A 14,267-nucleotide genomic window follows, 5' to 3' on the forward strand; every position below is an offset into this window, starting at 1 on the left:
AAAAATGGTATAAATAATCACAATTTTTTTGAGGTTGCGTCTGGTGACACGAACCTTCTATTTTCGCCGAGTTACATTTTTATCAACAATTTTGGCATCCTTCGGAAAATTTACCAAAGTGGGACATTACTATTGCTCCTCTGTGAATGGTAGTTTATTTTTGCGCAAGTCCCTAAGAAATAAGCGGTCAAGGAAATAAACAGTAGAATTACTTAGTTATCTCCAGTTACTCAACTGAGGTAAGTATTTTTACGTTTATGATAACTACACAAGACTTGGCAATTTTAGAAAAAAAACAGAGCTAAAAGAGAGTAAGGTGAAATTAGCTCCTTTGTGTTTTAGAGAAAGATATACTCAAAACAATAATTATCTGATTTTCGAGTTGATGTCCCTTAAAAAAATGACAACATTATTTTTAATCTGCTTGCTAGCAGCTACTAATTCTGGGGCAGTGCTGGCAGAAACTCCAGAAGAATGGGTTAGGCTCGGAGGTAGGGTTCATGGAGGTTTTGGTTCGTATATAGCTTTAGGAATTCGGATTGGTTTGGATGCGATGAAACGTTTGGATGCTCAACCGCGCGATTTAAAGGTGACTTATCAAGAAGGGCAGAATTCTCCTTGTCCTTGTGTAGTTGATGGCATTATGATCGCTACAGTAGCTACTCCAGGACAGAATTCATTACAAGTGTTACCTAGTTCCCAAGATTCAAATATTTTGGGAATTGCGAAGATCGAGCATCAAAAGACAGGTAAATCACTCCGCTACATCATACCAAGTTCGACTCGCTCTCTACTCGCTCGCTGGAATCAAGACCTCAACGAACGTCAGCGTTATGATGCAGTAATGAATGCTCAAGCTAGATCGCTGTTTAATGTGACTGCAAAACCTTAATTTGTCTCCTATTGTTCCGAATTTGGCATATTTTTATCTTCACCGATCATTCCAACTCTTCATTAAAATCGCGCTCGCGATTAGCTGTAAGCTATAGGGGGTCCTCCACTGCTGGTTATTTAGGCTACAGTAATTACACTCCTAATCTTTTTAATCTTTCTGAATTAGAGTTATTCAATTCTTCTTTTCCTGCTCTCAATGCTCCTGATGGTTATAAGTAGTAAGACAGAATTAATTGTATATTTTAGGATAAAGTTTTAAGTGACTATTTTCAGGTCAAATTAAGGGGTCAGCATAGGATGCTGCTTGTTTAACCAACTTCGCTCGATGATAAGGTGCGCCATCCCAGACAATAGTTATTTTCTGCTCGGGAAATTCGACTCGTAACTTTTTTAAGACCTCGATCGTGTTAATCTTTTCGGCTTGTTCATCAGGAAAAATTATTGTAGAGTCCCTTGGTTGTAAATATAAACACCGTAGAAAGAAACTTTTTTTCTCCCAGGAGAACTAGAGCTAATCCAAAACCTTTCACCTTCAATTGACCAACCATAGCCTTCATCCGTATCTAGATGAATATGAGCCTCGTCAATATAGATTAATTAACAACTGGCGTTTTTTCCAATTTTGCGCCTTAGAAACTGTTTGTAAAAAGAAAATAAAGAAGAGAGGTCAGAACAAGATTAAATCGTAGAAAACTTTTTACTTAATTACTGCATAAATTAAAAATTCTCCGAGCTATAAATCATGAACAACTACAGGAGAATCAAATCAGAGAATTCCGCTTTTTAGGACAAACTTACTCGACATCTTTAATCATTACGAGCCTAACGAAAAAATAATTACCAGCATCTAGTTGAGTTTAGTTACTAGTTTGTCACTTTTCTTAGCTATCTTTAAATTAAAGTTAGTTAGAAAAATATATAAAAAAAGGTAACCAATATGAAAAAGTACAATGCTGTAGATAACATGTATCAACTTCGTCGATTACTAGCCCATGCCAAACAACCCTCAAAATATATTAAAGACAAAAAAATTAAAGACAAAAAAGAATCAAATGTTATTGAGTTTTCTAATTCACGAAAAGAACAAGACAAAGCTGCTTAATTAAGAAAAATTTAACCGATGAAGGAGCAATAAGTCTGGCGTTTTAATATTGTTAGTCTTTATGTCTCTTTCATTGATTGGTCGGATTGTCAAAGGAATATAAAAAGAACCTTTCCCACTTCCTTTTTGCCCCGCGCCAGGGGATATTTTAAGTTAATTAATTAACTTAAATACAGCTATCTAATCGAATAGTTGTCTCCTTCGCGCCCTTTTTCTCATTCTCAAACAATAATTGTTAACCGAACAGTATTGCGATGAGATTAGCTACTTACTTAACATAGACTTCTTGCATTAATAGAGCGATCGCTATCCTCAAGACACTCAATTTATCTCCTATAAGCGATCGCCGATTCTCAGATATTCGGTGAACAGTACCCTGTCGTTTTATGACAGGGCTTGCGTTCATTTCGTCAATATACGTCACATCTTAAAGGTTTGAGGCTAATATAGTACCTGCTTACTTTCGTCCTTATAAGATTGTGAAAGCACTTACTATTGCTCAACAGCTAAAACCATCAGAGATAGACTTCGATACCTTACAAAGTAATTATCCTTCTATGTTGGTATTAGTCAGAGAATTGATTAGTTAAATGTTTTTCTATATGACTTTGATAAGCTGTTAAAAAGCCCATAATTAAAATAAAAAAACACAATTTTTAACACTATTTTCTATTATTAATTGCTCAATTATTTCTGTTTATCAAAAATAATTCACGAAAACTCATATTTTGATAGTTTTTATGCACTAAAAAAAAATGCTTGATTTTTGATTCAACTTTGAACCAATAAAACACAGTTTTCATGGTCTTGTTCCATAGTTATCACCCTCAAAGCGAGAATGATTAAAACTTAGTCAGAGGTTTTATGAGACTTAATTACTAATTGCACCTTTAACTTGGTCTTTAAACTCTGCTGGTGCTAGTTCGTAAGCAGATTCGAGTAAAGATTTAGCTTCTTCGGTTTTCTCTTGTTTTTGCAAAACTAAAGCTTTAGCCAACAAAGGACGAAAATCTGATGTGTCTGCTTCGGCTATTTCATCGTAGAGATTAATTGCTTCGGTATATTTTTGGGTTTCTGTATAGACTTCTCCCAACAAGAGTTTAATAGAGCCAAGATCGACATTACTCTCTTCTTTTTCTGAAACTCGATCTAAAGTATTTTGCAGAATTGCGATCGCTCTTTCAGAGAGATTTTGGCTTAAAAATAAATTAACTAAACCCCCCAATGCCATAATATTATCGGGATAGGTCGCTAGCACATCACGATAGGCTGATGCAGCCCCTTCATTGTCTTCGCTGTACTGTTTTGCTTGTCCTAAAAGAATGCCGTATTCTGGCTGTGTGGGATGGATTTTAGCTAAGGTTGATAAAGGAGCAATCGCGCCAGCTAAATCTTGTTGTTTTAGGCGGATATTGAGTAATTCTCGTAAAGCAGTTTCATTTTCAGGCTCTCTTAGCAGTACTTTCTGATAACCACTAGCCTCAGCTTCCCATTGAGCTTTTTGTTCTGGAGAAATAGCTGTGACAGAATCACTCTGAGAAAATAACTGATTCTCCTGAAAAATACTGTTCACTAGAGGTAATCCTGAAAATATAATGAGAGAAAACAGCATTAAGCCTAGTACTATCGACATCCAAGGACTGCGTTTATTTTGCATAATTCTATGGTTCATTAACTATAGTTGACGAGCGACCCTGCGGTGCGCCTTCCTCGGCAAACGTCCGTCATATGCCCTAAAGGACTTCCTTCGGGGCGCGCGTCGCGCGAGTGTTGACCTGGTGAAAACAAATTCTGCGTTTAAAAGGCAGATCGATGTTCACCAGCTTAAGTAGCTCATAATCTGATAACTAATTATCTTGTTATAGGATATTCGATCGAGATCGTTTGTGTCTGTATGATAGTTATATGTGTGCTTAAATACGTTCTTTGGGAGTGATCGGCTATTGCAACTTTGTATTAAAATACAGTCTCTCTTTTGCACTCAGTAAAGTTTCCGCCTTTTAGTAGCATCTATGAATTTGCCCCAAAATCAACCTTCAAAGCCAATTTATACCTCTGATCCTTCAAAGATCGAGTCTTCTCAAGTTCCTTCTCATGAAGAGCGAACTCAACCCATACCACCTCCTTCTCATCCACGACAGTATCGAGCAATTGGTCTGATTCGAGGAAAATATCAGATTACAGGAGAACAAATTACCCAAGGAAATTTAATTACTTCTGATGGGACAGAAATCGAAGCTGTTTTATTGGGTCGTGTCATAAGTTTAGTCAAAAAACATCTTGACTTGGAACAGGAACATCTATGGGTAGTATATCCTCGAACAAAAATTAAAGATGAGCGTTTACACGTTCAAATTGTAGGGGTGTGGGAACCAGAAACTTTGAGCCAAGAGGACGAACAAGACTCTAATGTCTTATCTAGTGAGGAAATTCAAGAAAATTATTTTTCGATTAGAGGGGAAGTAGTTTTCTTTGACCGAGATAAAAAAGTTTTAGTCGTCAAAATTAAACAGTTTCCTCGTAAAGAAGGAGACAAGCCCAAGTCTTTTAAATTGAAGCTCCAAGGAGTTCTTGAAGGAAAGCCTTTACGCCGTTTTTGGGATTTAAACGTCAACCTGGAAGGAGAGACTTTAGTGGTTCCTCCTAAAACTGGTACCGATCTTGGCTTTGCTCAGAAAAAACCAAGATTTAAGAAAAAGCTTGACAGTAGAAAACCATTCAAAAAACGTCCTAATATTAGTAAACCTAATATTGGTAGTGTAACTCCTCGTCCTAAACCCAAAATCAATAAACCGACTAAATAACTAAGATTGTATTTATCAAAACATAACTTATTTACTAGCGGTTAAAAGCTGAATTAGAATCTAAATTGTTGATGTAGAGACGTAACGAGGCGTACAAGGTTTTGAATCAAGCTCAGAACAAAGCCCCTTAAATTTTGCGTCTCTACAAAAATTTTGAAAACATCGCAACATATTTTTGAGCCATTAAATCAGGCGACATTATAATTTTGATAGCCTAGTTTTAGCGATACTAATAGTGGTAATTAATTTTTCTATTGATTAATAATCCTTTGGGCAAATCTTAATTTAGCAGAGCGAGAACGAGGATTTTCTCTAATTTCTTCTTGCTGAGGAATAATTGGTTTTTTAGTGATGACTTTTAATAATTCATGATTACGAAAACCGTGTTTAACAAGACGATCTTCTAAACTGTGAAAACTAATAATTCCAATAATGCCATTAGGTTTGAGCCATAGAGGTGCTTTTTCGATCAGAGTTTCTAAAGATTCTAATTCTCGATTCACAACAATTCTTAAAGCTTGAAAAGTTCTGGTTGCGGGATGAATTTTTCCATAACGATATTTACCAGGTACCGAATAAGCGATCGCTTCAGCTAAACCTGTAGTAGTATAAAAGGGTCGTTTTTGCACAATATTACGAGCAATACGCCGAGAAAATCTTTCTTCTCCATATTGATAAAAAATATCTGCTAAAGTCTTTTCAGATTCGTAATTGATAATCTTGGCTGCGGTTTTTTCCTGAAAACAATCCATCCGCATATCTAAGGGAGCTTCGTGGCGAAAACTAAAACCTCGCTCTGGAGTATCAAACTGAGGAGAGCTTACTCCCAAATCCGCAATAATACCATCAAATAAAGTTTCTTGAGGTTGGAATTGGGCAAAATTACCTTGCCAAAATTCTAGTTGTTTTGGGTAGTAAGAGCTTAGTCTGGTTTGGGTGGCAGCGATCGCTATCGGGTCGCGATCTATGGCTGTTATTTTAACTTCTGTAGCCGATTGTAAAATTAATTCGCTATGTCCACCACCACCAACAGTGACATCTAAATAATGTCCATAATCGATTACTTTGAATCCTGCAATTAATTCTTTGCTTAGTACCGAATAATGCTCAAAACTCTCCTGCTTCTCCATTGGTATCAGATCTGAACCTCAATAATTTTGAATAAGAATTGATAATCTTGTTGCCAACAATACTACCTATCCTCAAAAATAAAGTTAGAATTGTAGTTATGAAGAGGTAGTTGAATGACAATTTACCACTTCCATAATATATAGCGTTCAATTTTGACACATTACATGGACTCAAGTCAGCGTTCTGGTAAGGATGCAGAATCGCCTCACCATAGGTGGGCTGGAATTTTAGGGACAACAGTTGCTATTTTAACCATGACCCTGCCACTAATTATGATTGCTTACTATTCTCCTTCTAAGAGTAATGCAGAGCCTCTACCTAGAGATGCTATCCTCTTACCGAGATATCTCAATTAGTCCTAAATGAAGATCTAAAACACTAATTAACTAATCATTCTCCACAGAATTGCTATTGACAGAACCTAGTTGTTGTCTAACTTCATCGATAGCAAGGTTTAGTTGGGCAATTTTGTCTTCCAAGCTGTGGCGAGCTACTTCCATATTTTCTTCGGAACTAAAATTAAGGGGTGGCTCTCCCTCTTCTATGGCTTCAGTGTTCCGCTCGACTGTTGTCTCATTTCTGGTAGCAAGTAAAGTTCCTAGTAAACTACCTACTACTCCCCCAACGATCGAACCCAGCACAAAACCACTACCAAAATTATCTTTTTGACTCATCTGACCCCTATATCTTGACTATGATTGATTGCAACGAAGATTGTAAAAGCAAAAAGGATGAAAGAGCGAGATTTCAATAATCCATAATTCATACTTTCTGCGATCGATTAAGTTCCAAAGGCGCGATCGCCAGCATCTCCTAAACCAGGAATAATATATCCTTTATCATTAATCCCTTCATCAATAATAGCGGTATATATCTGGAGATGAGGATAAATTTCGCTAAGTTTTTGTAATGCTGGTGGTGCAGCCACAATAGAGACAATTCTAATATTTTCTGATGCAACTCCTCGACTCGCAATTTCTTTCATTGCCATCATAATTGAGCCTCCCGTTGCCAGCATTGGCTCCAGAATCAAAATTCTCGTTTCAGGTAAAAAACGATCGGGTAACTTATTCAAATAACAGCTAACTTCTAAAGTAGACTCATTCCTAACCAAGCCCAAATGATAAATAGAGGCTACGGGTAAAATATTGTGCGCTCCATCTAATAAAGCTAAACCAGCCCTTAAAATTGGCACTACCGCCACTGGTACTTCAGGATTAACAAAAGTTGCATCGCATTCTGCGAGAGGAGTTTGCACCTTAGCATCCATAAGTGGAAGCCAAGTACGAACCGCTTCATAAGATAACCAACGCCCCAATTCTGTCATCGCACTTTTAAAAAGTACAGAAGGAGTATTAATATCACGAGCTACCGCTAACCAATGTTTAATTAAAGGATGTTCGGGAACGTAGACACGAAGTTGTAAAGACATATTTTTAAGGAAGAAGGAGCAAGGAAAGAGCAGGGAGGAAGAATAAAGTAGCAAGTTTCTTTCAATGAGCGATGAAAAACCAACCATCAACAACTAACCACTAACCCTAACAGTTAGTAAAATAACCTGAACTATAATACCTTGACTCTACTCATTTTTACCGCTTACAGAACTATCTCGTCCAGCAACATTTTCAATTGCAGCCAACGCAGCACCAGAACCAGCAATAATATCTCGTTCTTCGCCTCCTAGATACAACCTACCAAAACTACCAATCGCTGATACTTGTAAAATATTAATCAGAGCAGCTTTTTCCGCTTGATTCGCAGCCAAAGCAGCATAAGCAGCAGGTTGCACTTCTAGTACATAGAGAGTTTGTCCTTCTAATAACATTTGTCCGCGACGATTACGGTTAATTAGCTGCGCCTGATACGCATCAATATTACGAATAATCTGACTAGAAACTACTTTTGGTTTTAAACAATCTCTTTGGCTAACTCCTAACGCCTGTAAAATAGCTTTTCCTGCTGCTTTAACTTCCCCTTGATTACTGGCGTGAATTTCTAGCAAGCCATACAGCCTTTCCACAAACTGTACCCCAGGGCGTACTACTGCTGATTTTAAAGCCACATCGGTAATGCGATTAATTTCAATCCCTGGAGAAATTTCAATCCATAAAGAAGCATCTCCTGGCAAGGGTAAAAAACCCAATGCTACTGTACCAATATAAGCAGCGTGTTGCAGTTGCAAACGGTCTAAGTAAACATAACTACGTAATTCTACGCCCAAAATCTCAATCCCCTTCAGCAATGAAGTTATTTCTCGCCACTCTTTAGCTAATCAAGGATAGGGTAAGTTGTAAAGTGTTTAACGTGTTTAACCTTCTCTGATGTGAGAAGTAGGGTTTTGAGACGGGGGTAAACTATCATGCATTTGATTTACTTACTGTGGCTTTAATACTTAAACATGAAAACTACTGGTTTCAAACTGAACGCGTTGACAATCTTTTTTGACTAATTTTTGGTAAACATTGTGATTGTGTAATTGAAAATTGAGACATTTTGTTTGTACTTATTTAGTTGTGATAAATAAATTATCGATTTCAAGACTGTGCAATAAAGTTTTGATGAATTACTTGTATTATGCTTGCAGTTTTATAGGCATCATATTAAATTAAATCATATCAATCTAAGTATTATACCGTAAGCAACTGTACTGAAATTGGATAAATTGTTATCAATATCTTCTCAATAAACTTACAATATTTACGAATAAAGACTGAATATGACTATTACAAATTTGACGCAAAAATTAGCAATTACAGGTATTTCATTAATTATTTTAACTACAGCAGGAAAGGCTGAAGCTGCTGTATTCAATGGTGGTTTTGAAACGGGAGATTTTACTAGTTGGGATACTATTGGTAAGACCACGATCCAAACATCAGCTTTAGGTAGCGGTCCAACAGAAGGTAATTATCAGGCTTTAGTTCTTAATTCACCTTCTTTTTTCTCTACTACTAATTCGCCATCTGTTCCTGATTCGGAAATTGAGACCTTCTTAAATTTAACACCAGGAACTTTAGATGCTTTATCATCACCTAATGAGGCAACTGAAGGCTCTGCGATTAAACAAACTTTTACTGCACAAGCAGGAGATATCGTCAGTTTTGACTGGAATTTCTTAACTTTTGATGAAACTCCTAATTCTACTAATAATGATTTTGCTTTTGTTTCTTTGAACAGTACAGAAGTGCTTGCTGATACTTTTTTTAACTTCATTGATAGCCAAACCCCTTTTAGGGACGAAACAGGGTTCAATAAATTTTCTTTTAAAATTACTGCTAGCGGTAATTACACTCTAGGGGTTGGGGTTTTAGATGTAGGAGATACTGATAATGATTCAGGATTATTGATTGATAACGTTTCTGTAGAAGCTAATTCTGTTCCCGAACCTGCTTCTCTTTTGGGGCTTCTCGCAGTGGGAACTCTCAGTGCAACTGCTCTCAAACGAAAAAAAAGCAGCTAGACAAACTTCTCTGTTTTACTAACTGCCCAATTTTAAACCTATTATCTAGTATACAGAGTTTCAATAATTTCCGAAAAGGCGATCGCTGAATAGAAAAAGGCGATCGCTTTTTTGCTTGACTCACTATCAATCAGAATTGTCTTCTTTAAAAACTTGCTTAATAATTTGACGGTTTTCTATTTGTAAACCTTTAACTTCACTCTGCATTTATCTGATATCGTTTTGTGTTTGTCTCGTAACACCCATCGAATCGATAAAAATAGTGTTTAATTCTTCTACTTGCTGAGAAATTATATCTACTTTATCGGTAAGATTAGCAATTTTTTATGTGTTGCTATGGGTAAACCTAATGGTTGTTTCTCAAAGTTTTTCTGTTTGAGTAATTTATTGTTATGGAGTCATGAAAAAGGAGTAATAGTAGAGCTATTTTTCTTCTCAATAAATGCGATCTCTGAAGCTTCAGCTAATCTATATTGCGCGGTTTCAGGCTGGTTCTAATCGCCTTTTCTCTATGAACTCTGGGCAAAAATGATTAAATGCTGTTACTTTATGCTTGAATGATAAAGTCCCACGAACAATCATGAAGCCATTTCTATTTGTAACGGATATTGACAATACCTTAATAGGAGACGATCGAGCCTTGAAACATCTTAGTCAAGAGTTAGCTCAACATCGTCAAAAATATGGTACGAAAATTGTTTATGCTACTGAGCGAACGCTATTCTCTTATGGGATTTTAGCCAAGGACAAATCGCTCCTAATTCCCGACGCTTTATTGACCTCTGTGGGTACAGAAATTTATTTTGACGCGCAAACAAAAACACCTGATATTCAATGGTCAAAAATTCTCGCACAGGGTTGGGATAGAAACAAAATTGTCGAGATTGCTAGTCAGTTTCCAACTCTCCAAAGTCAACCAAAATCAGAACAAAATCCTTTTAAAATAAGCTACTATTTAGCGAAATCTGTAGCAGAAGTAACTATGAGACAATTAGATACTGTGTTAGAAGCAGCAGGATTTGAGCTTAAATTTATTTACAGTAGCGAACAAGATTTTGATATCTTACCGAGAAATGGAGATAAAGGATTGGCAGTCAAATTTTTACGAAAAAAGTGGCAAATATCTTCAGAGAGTACTGTAACTTGCGGTGACTGTGGTAAAGATATTGATTTATTTCGAGGCACAGAGAAAGGAATCATTGTGGGAAATGCCAAATCAGAATTACTACACTGGTATAAGGAAAATAAGTGTAGATCGCTCTACCTTGCTCAAACTTCTTGCGCCAATGGGGTCTTAGAAGGTTTAAAATATTTTGGTTTCTTGAAGTAAAACACAATTAACAACAGTTTCTTAGCTTTATGAAAAATCCCACCGTCAAATTATTTAGTGGTTTTACTCGTAAGCTATCAATAATTGATTGGTATATCACAAAAGAATTAATCTTACCTTTCCTTTTTGGAATGGGAATTTTTACGTCTTTAGGCTTATCGATTGGTACAGTTTTCGATTTAGTAAGAAAAGTTACAGAATCAGGACTGTTATTAGGAATTGCACTACAAATTTTGGCACTTAAATTACCAGAATTTATTGTTTTTGCCTTCCCCATGTCGATGCTACTTGCCAGTCTTATGGCTTATAGTAGGCTATCTAGCGATAGTGAATTGATTGCTTTACGAAGTATTGGTATTAATGTCTATCGTCTTATTTTACCCGCAATTTATTTGAGTTTGGTAGTTGTCGCCATTACTTTTTTATTAAATAACTTTGTTGCCCCTGCTGCTAACCATCAAGCAGATATTATTCTTGATACAGCTTTAGAAAAAAAGAGTACTTCATTATTCAGAGAAAGAAATATTCTATACCCTGAATATGCCCGTGTTAGGTTGCCTAATGGAGAAAAAGTGACTAATCTCAGCCGTTTATTTTATGCTGAGGAATTTGATGGCGATCGCATGAAAGATATTACCATTCTCGATCGCTCTCAAGAAAGCGTAAGTCAAATTATTACTGCTCGCTCTGGTACTTGGAATATTATCGAAAATACTTGGGATTTTTATGACGGAAATATTTACATCCTGGGAGAAGATGGTTCTTATCAAAATATTATCCGATTCCAACATCAGCAGTTAGCTTTACCCCGCGCACCTCTCGATTTGACTACCAAAAGACAAGACTATAATGAAATGAATTTAGTCCAAGCCCTAGAACATCTCAGAATCGCTAAATTAGGCGGGAAAGAACAAAGAATTCGGAAGTTAGAAGTCAGAATTCAAGAAAAAATCTCTCTTCCTTTTGCTTGCTTAGTCTTTGCTCTAATTGGAACTGCTATTGGCATTAAGCCTCAAAATGCGAGCAAAGGTCAAAGTTTTGGCATCTGTATTATCCTTATTTTTGCTTACTACTTATTAACTATTATTTCTGGCTCTTTGGGAATTCGAGGTACAATTTCTCCGTTTTTAGCAGCTTGGCTTCCTAACATCATCGGCTTTAGCGCAGCAGCAGTTATATTATCTGGAGCAACCGAGCAATAACGGAAGTTACACACTACAGACCATAAAACACTATATAAGAAGGTGTGCATTGCTCGTCTTATATAGCTTAAAAATTTTCATGATGCGTGAATCTTCAACAATTAAAAATTGAATTGATGGAACTACAAATGAAACGAGTGCGTCATGTTTCTGGACAAGGTTAATATTTCAGAGACTATTTACACTCATGATGAACAAACAATTATTTTTTCAAACACAAAAAACAATTCTTGCAGTATTGGCTATTTCCACTGTTGGGCTAGTTTCCCTACCTGCTCAAGCAGATGAAGCTCTTATTCAAGAAACGGTGCAAGAATCTTATACCACTGGCGAAGGAAACGTTTCCGTACAAAATTCTAGCCAGCAAAATCGTCAGTATAGTAACAATCGAGGCAGAAGTGGCTACTACAACAACGACGATATTGGAATTGTGCAACGCTCTCAACAACTTTGCGATCAATTTGGCGAAGACAATGTTTGTGTTCAAGATACTGAACAGCGTAATACTAGCCATAGACGTCGTAGTCGTTATTAATAAATAGCTTTTGGTCTTTAGCTGGTAGTTTTTTTTACTGTTATACCCCAAATGGTTTATGGAGAAAGATAGTTTCAAAGATCTTTGGCTTTTGCTTATCTTGGTGAGCTTCTTTCTCTGATTCCATATTGTTCTTTTTGAGGATTACACAAATGAAAAGGAGTAAAATCACTTTATCTCTAATCGCCTTGGGTATTATAATTCCCGCTACTGCGATCGCTGGGAATGTCCACGTTCGTACAGGTAATGTTCAAGCAACTACCAATAGTAACGGCGATGTCTATGTAGACACGGGAAGAACTTCTGTTAGTGTTCCGACTCGTCGTCGTATTTGGTATCCTTGGCGTTATTGGCGTACTTCTTGGCAAAGCAAATGTCGCCAAAGTTCTTACCAACAAACAACTCAGGTTAGAGACTCTGGGGGCAAAGTAACGCATCATAGTTCTACTTCTAGTTATTGTCGTTAAGGGAAAGCAAGCAATGAAATTGATTAAATTAACTCTTGGCTTAATGCCCCTAATTAGTGGTTTGGCATTTTCTCCCTCTGTTTTGGCTCAGTGCGTACAGGCAGATGTTTCTGTGCAATACAACATTAGTGGCTCTCGTACACCGACAGAACGAGATAATGATATAGATTTGCAAAGTGACGGTGCTTGTCGAGGAAACGCTAGTGTCACGACAGGAGTACAAGGAAACGTAGGAGGTAGGGGCCGAGTTCGTCAGTCTAGAGTAGTGCGTCAACGTTTTGATAGTCGCAATGACGGAAATAATTATGGCGGTGGCTCAACTGTCCAGATTAAGAGTAATCCCACCATTGATGTTTATAATGCTGCTGACGATTTGTAGTTAATTAGTTAGCTAAATCAACCACAATTAAGAACTAACAGAACTAATAGTCGTTTCCTTGAAATGCAATTATTAGTTCTTTTTGTTGTTCTCTAATAGAGATCGCCATTTCTACTAACAATTAACTAAATTTTCTTCTATGATGCGCTGCATAACTAATACTAACTCCGAAGCAACTCCCGCTTCCCAATTACCTTCACAACGACGCTCTTGATGTAAAATCAAGCGTAAAGAATAACTATCAGGATAGCCTTCTACTTCTAGCCACATTAAGTTACTTTCTACTTCAATAGCAATTTTTTCTTCATCCATTAATTCTGTGGCGATCTGTGTCATTGTGTCGGTTAATTGACGTAATAAACGATACAATTCCTGAAATTCTCTAGCTGTCAATTCAATTGCCCAAGATTCGCTACCAATTAATCCCTGATATTTTGCTGCTTCAGAATGCCAGCCTACTCGCCAGCCTTTGCCTTTTTTTAATAAACGAGACATTGCTAAAATTAAAATAGTACTAAAATACTAACTGAAAATTAATAATTAATTATTATTATGTGCAGAGTTTCTCAAAGCTCAGAAAAAGCGATCGCCTGGAGAAATATTATTGGACAAAATCTTAACTCATTGTCTGTAATGAAAAAATTTAGGAAGGAAAAAATAGCCATTTACCCCATATAAACACAAAAAAACGCCCCCCTATTTCTAGGAGGACGCTTTTTAAAATCTGATTCAACAGTAGTTAAACTTAACTAGCAACCTAACCGTTGATAGCAGGAGCAGTTAATGCTACGGGAGCAGTTTCGCCTGCTGCTAAGTCTAAGGGGAAGTTGTGTGCATTTCTTTCGTGCATGACTTCAAATCCTAGGTTAGCGCGGTTTAAGATATCAGCCCAAGTGCTAACCACACGACCTTGAGAGTCGATGATTGATTGGTTGAAGTTGAATCCGTTGAGGTTGAATGCCA

Annotated in this window: 17 protein-coding genes and 1 pseudogene; 10 read left to right on the forward strand and 8 right to left on the reverse strand. The window is 36.8% G+C overall.

Features of this window, described 5'->3' with window-relative positions:
• Positions 1–400 precede the first annotated feature (400 nt).
• Both H1P_RS22540 and H1P_RS36385 read left to right on the forward strand, forming a co-directional pair.
• Complete coding sequence (locus H1P_RS22540; protein ID WP_144871570.1) at positions 401–892, forward strand: formylmethanofuran dehydrogenase subunit E family protein; 492 nt, start codon at positions 401–403, stop codon at positions 890–892.
• A gap of 939 nt (positions 893–1,831) precedes the next feature.
• Complete coding sequence (locus tag H1P_RS36385; protein WP_186376086.1) at positions 1,832–1,996, forward strand: hypothetical protein; 165 nt, start codon at positions 1,832–1,834, stop codon at positions 1,994–1,996.
• Between the two features lie 268 nt (positions 1,997–2,264).
• On the opposite strand, the gene H1P_RS36390 is transcribed toward H1P_RS36385, so the two are convergent.
• A complete protein-coding gene (locus tag H1P_RS36390) occupies positions 2,265–2,402 on the reverse strand; it encodes a hypothetical protein (protein ID WP_186376087.1) in 138 nt (45 codons plus the stop codon).
• 465 nt (positions 2,403–2,867) lie between these two features.
• The gene (locus H1P_RS22550; protein WP_246141906.1) at positions 2,868–3,668 is read right to left on the reverse strand and encodes a tetratricopeptide repeat protein; all 801 of its coding nucleotides are present in this window, start codon (positions 3,666–3,668) and stop codon (positions 2,868–2,870) included.
• A 340-nt stretch (positions 3,669–4,008) separates the two neighbouring features.
• Here H1P_RS22550 and H1P_RS22555 point away from each other — a divergent pair, with 340 nt between their 5' ends.
• Complete coding sequence (locus tag H1P_RS22555; RefSeq protein WP_246141908.1) at positions 4,009–4,800, forward strand: hypothetical protein; 792 nt, start codon at positions 4,009–4,011, stop codon at positions 4,798–4,800.
• A gap of 251 nt (positions 4,801–5,051) precedes the next feature.
• Here the strand turns inward: H1P_RS22555 and rsmH are convergent, their stop codons facing one another.
• On the reverse strand, positions 5,052–5,930 hold the full coding sequence (rsmH, locus tag H1P_RS22560; protein ID WP_144871572.1) for a 16S rRNA (cytosine(1402)-N(4))-methyltransferase RsmH: 879 nt from the start codon (positions 5,928–5,930) through the stop codon (positions 5,052–5,054).
• A gap of 153 nt (positions 5,931–6,083) precedes the next feature.
• Between rsmH and H1P_RS22565 the strand changes: the two genes are divergently transcribed.
• Entirely contained in the window at positions 6,084–6,287 is a 204-nt protein-coding gene (locus tag H1P_RS22565; RefSeq protein WP_246141909.1) for a TLTLP motif-containing protein, read from the forward strand.
• Between the two features lie 30 nt (positions 6,288–6,317).
• Here H1P_RS22565 and H1P_RS22570 read toward each other — a convergent pair whose 3' ends face one another.
• The 3 genes from H1P_RS22570 to ccmP form a co-directional block, all read right to left on the reverse strand.
• Complete coding sequence (locus H1P_RS22570; RefSeq protein WP_144871574.1) at positions 6,318–6,605, reverse strand: ssl2009 family thylakoid membrane protein; 288 nt, start codon at positions 6,603–6,605, stop codon at positions 6,318–6,320.
• A 107-nt stretch (positions 6,606–6,712) separates the two neighbouring features.
• A complete protein-coding gene (upp, locus tag H1P_RS22575; RefSeq protein ID WP_144871576.1) occupies positions 6,713–7,363 on the reverse strand; it encodes a uracil phosphoribosyltransferase in 651 nt (216 codons plus the stop codon).
• A gap of 147 nt (positions 7,364–7,510) precedes the next feature.
• Positions 7,511–8,152 carry a beta-carboxysome protein CcmP gene (gene ccmP / locus H1P_RS22580; RefSeq protein ID WP_144871578.1) on the reverse strand — a complete coding sequence of 214 codons (642 nt, stop codon included), beginning with the start codon at positions 8,150–8,152 and terminating at the stop codon, positions 7,511–7,513.
• Between the two features lie 495 nt (positions 8,153–8,647).
• Between ccmP and H1P_RS22585 the strand changes: the two genes are divergently transcribed.
• The 6 genes from H1P_RS22585 (at position 8,648) to H1P_RS22615 (ending at position 13,304) form a co-directional block, all read left to right on the forward strand.
• A complete protein-coding gene (locus tag H1P_RS22585) occupies positions 8,648–9,391 on the forward strand; it encodes a PEP-CTERM sorting domain-containing protein (protein ID WP_144871590.1) in 744 nt (247 codons plus the stop codon).
• A gap of 580 nt (positions 9,392–9,971) precedes the next feature.
• Complete coding sequence (locus tag H1P_RS22595; protein ID WP_144871592.1) at positions 9,972–10,721, forward strand: sucrose-phosphate phosphatase; 750 nt, start codon at positions 9,972–9,974, stop codon at positions 10,719–10,721.
• 29 nt (positions 10,722–10,750) lie between these two features.
• Positions 10,751–11,923, forward strand: coding sequence for an LptF/LptG family permease (locus H1P_RS22600; RefSeq protein WP_144871594.1), 1,173 nt, complete (start codon positions 10,751–10,753; stop codon positions 11,921–11,923).
• 187 nt (positions 11,924–12,110) lie between these two features.
• Positions 12,111–12,458, forward strand: coding sequence for a hypothetical protein (locus H1P_RS22605; protein ID WP_246141911.1), 348 nt, complete (start codon positions 12,111–12,113; stop codon positions 12,456–12,458).
• A gap of 152 nt (positions 12,459–12,610) precedes the next feature.
• Positions 12,611–12,925 (forward strand): hypothetical protein, encoded by a 315-nt coding sequence (locus H1P_RS22610; RefSeq protein WP_144871596.1) that lies wholly within the window; start codon positions 12,611–12,613, stop codon positions 12,923–12,925.
• Between the two features lie 13 nt (positions 12,926–12,938).
• Positions 12,939–13,304 (forward strand): hypothetical protein, encoded by a 366-nt coding sequence (locus H1P_RS22615; RefSeq protein WP_144871598.1) that lies wholly within the window; start codon positions 12,939–12,941, stop codon positions 13,302–13,304.
• A 114-nt stretch (positions 13,305–13,418) separates the two neighbouring features.
• Here H1P_RS22615 and H1P_RS22620 read toward each other — a convergent pair whose 3' ends face one another.
• Positions 13,419–13,799 (reverse strand): DUF1818 family protein, encoded by a 381-nt coding sequence (locus H1P_RS22620; RefSeq protein ID WP_144871600.1) that lies wholly within the window; start codon positions 13,797–13,799, stop codon positions 13,419–13,421.
• Between the two features lie 262 nt (positions 13,800–14,061).
• Positions 14,062–14,267, reverse strand: a pseudogene (locus H1P_RS22625) (photosystem II q(b) protein); the annotation flags it as partial.

Origin of the sequence: Hyella patelloides LEGE 07179, from assembly GCF_900659865.1 — a bacterium.
Taxonomy (GTDB): Bacteria; Cyanobacteriota; Cyanobacteriia; order Cyanobacteriales; family Xenococcaceae; genus Hyella; species Hyella patelloides.

Bases quoted from the DNA above. Each gene is read 5' to 3' on its own strand.
- H1P_RS22540 (WP_144871570.1), top strand. From the start codon at position 401: ATGACAACATTATTTTTAATCTGCTTGCTAGCAGCTACTAATTCTGGG.
- H1P_RS36385 (WP_186376086.1), top strand. From the start codon at position 1,832: ATGAAAAAGTACAATGCTGTAGATAACATGTATCAACTTCGTCGATTA.
- H1P_RS36390 (WP_186376087.1), bottom strand. From the start codon at position 2,402: ATGAACGCAAGCCCTGTCATAAAACGACAGGGTACTGTTCACCGAATA.
- H1P_RS22550 (WP_246141906.1), bottom strand. From the start codon at position 3,668: ATGAACCATAGAATTATGCAAAATAAACGCAGTCCTTGGATGTCGATA.
- H1P_RS22555 (WP_246141908.1), top strand. From the start codon at position 4,009: ATGAATTTGCCCCAAAATCAACCTTCAAAGCCAATTTATACCTCTGAT.
- rsmH (WP_144871572.1), bottom strand. From the start codon at position 5,930: ATGGAGAAGCAGGAGAGTTTTGAGCATTATTCGGTACTAAGCAAAGAA.
- H1P_RS22570 (WP_144871574.1), bottom strand. From the start codon at position 6,605: ATGAGTCAAAAAGATAATTTTGGTAGTGGTTTTGTGCTGGGTTCGATC.
- upp (WP_144871576.1), bottom strand. From the start codon at position 7,363: ATGTCTTTACAACTTCGTGTCTACGTTCCCGAACATCCTTTAATTAAA.
- H1P_RS22585 (WP_144871590.1), top strand. From the start codon at position 8,648: ATGACTATTACAAATTTGACGCAAAAATTAGCAATTACAGGTATTTCA.
- H1P_RS22595 (WP_144871592.1), top strand. From the start codon at position 9,972: ATGAAGCCATTTCTATTTGTAACGGATATTGACAATACCTTAATAGGA.
- H1P_RS22600 (WP_144871594.1), top strand. From the start codon at position 10,751: ATGAAAAATCCCACCGTCAAATTATTTAGTGGTTTTACTCGTAAGCTA.
- H1P_RS22605 (WP_246141911.1), top strand. From the start codon at position 12,111: ATGATGAACAAACAATTATTTTTTCAAACACAAAAAACAATTCTTGCA.
- H1P_RS22610 (WP_144871596.1), top strand. From the start codon at position 12,611: ATGAAAAGGAGTAAAATCACTTTATCTCTAATCGCCTTGGGTATTATA.
- H1P_RS22615 (WP_144871598.1), top strand. From the start codon at position 12,939: ATGAAATTGATTAAATTAACTCTTGGCTTAATGCCCCTAATTAGTGGT.
- H1P_RS22620 (WP_144871600.1), bottom strand. From the start codon at position 13,799: ATGTCTCGTTTATTAAAAAAAGGCAAAGGCTGGCGAGTAGGCTGGCAT.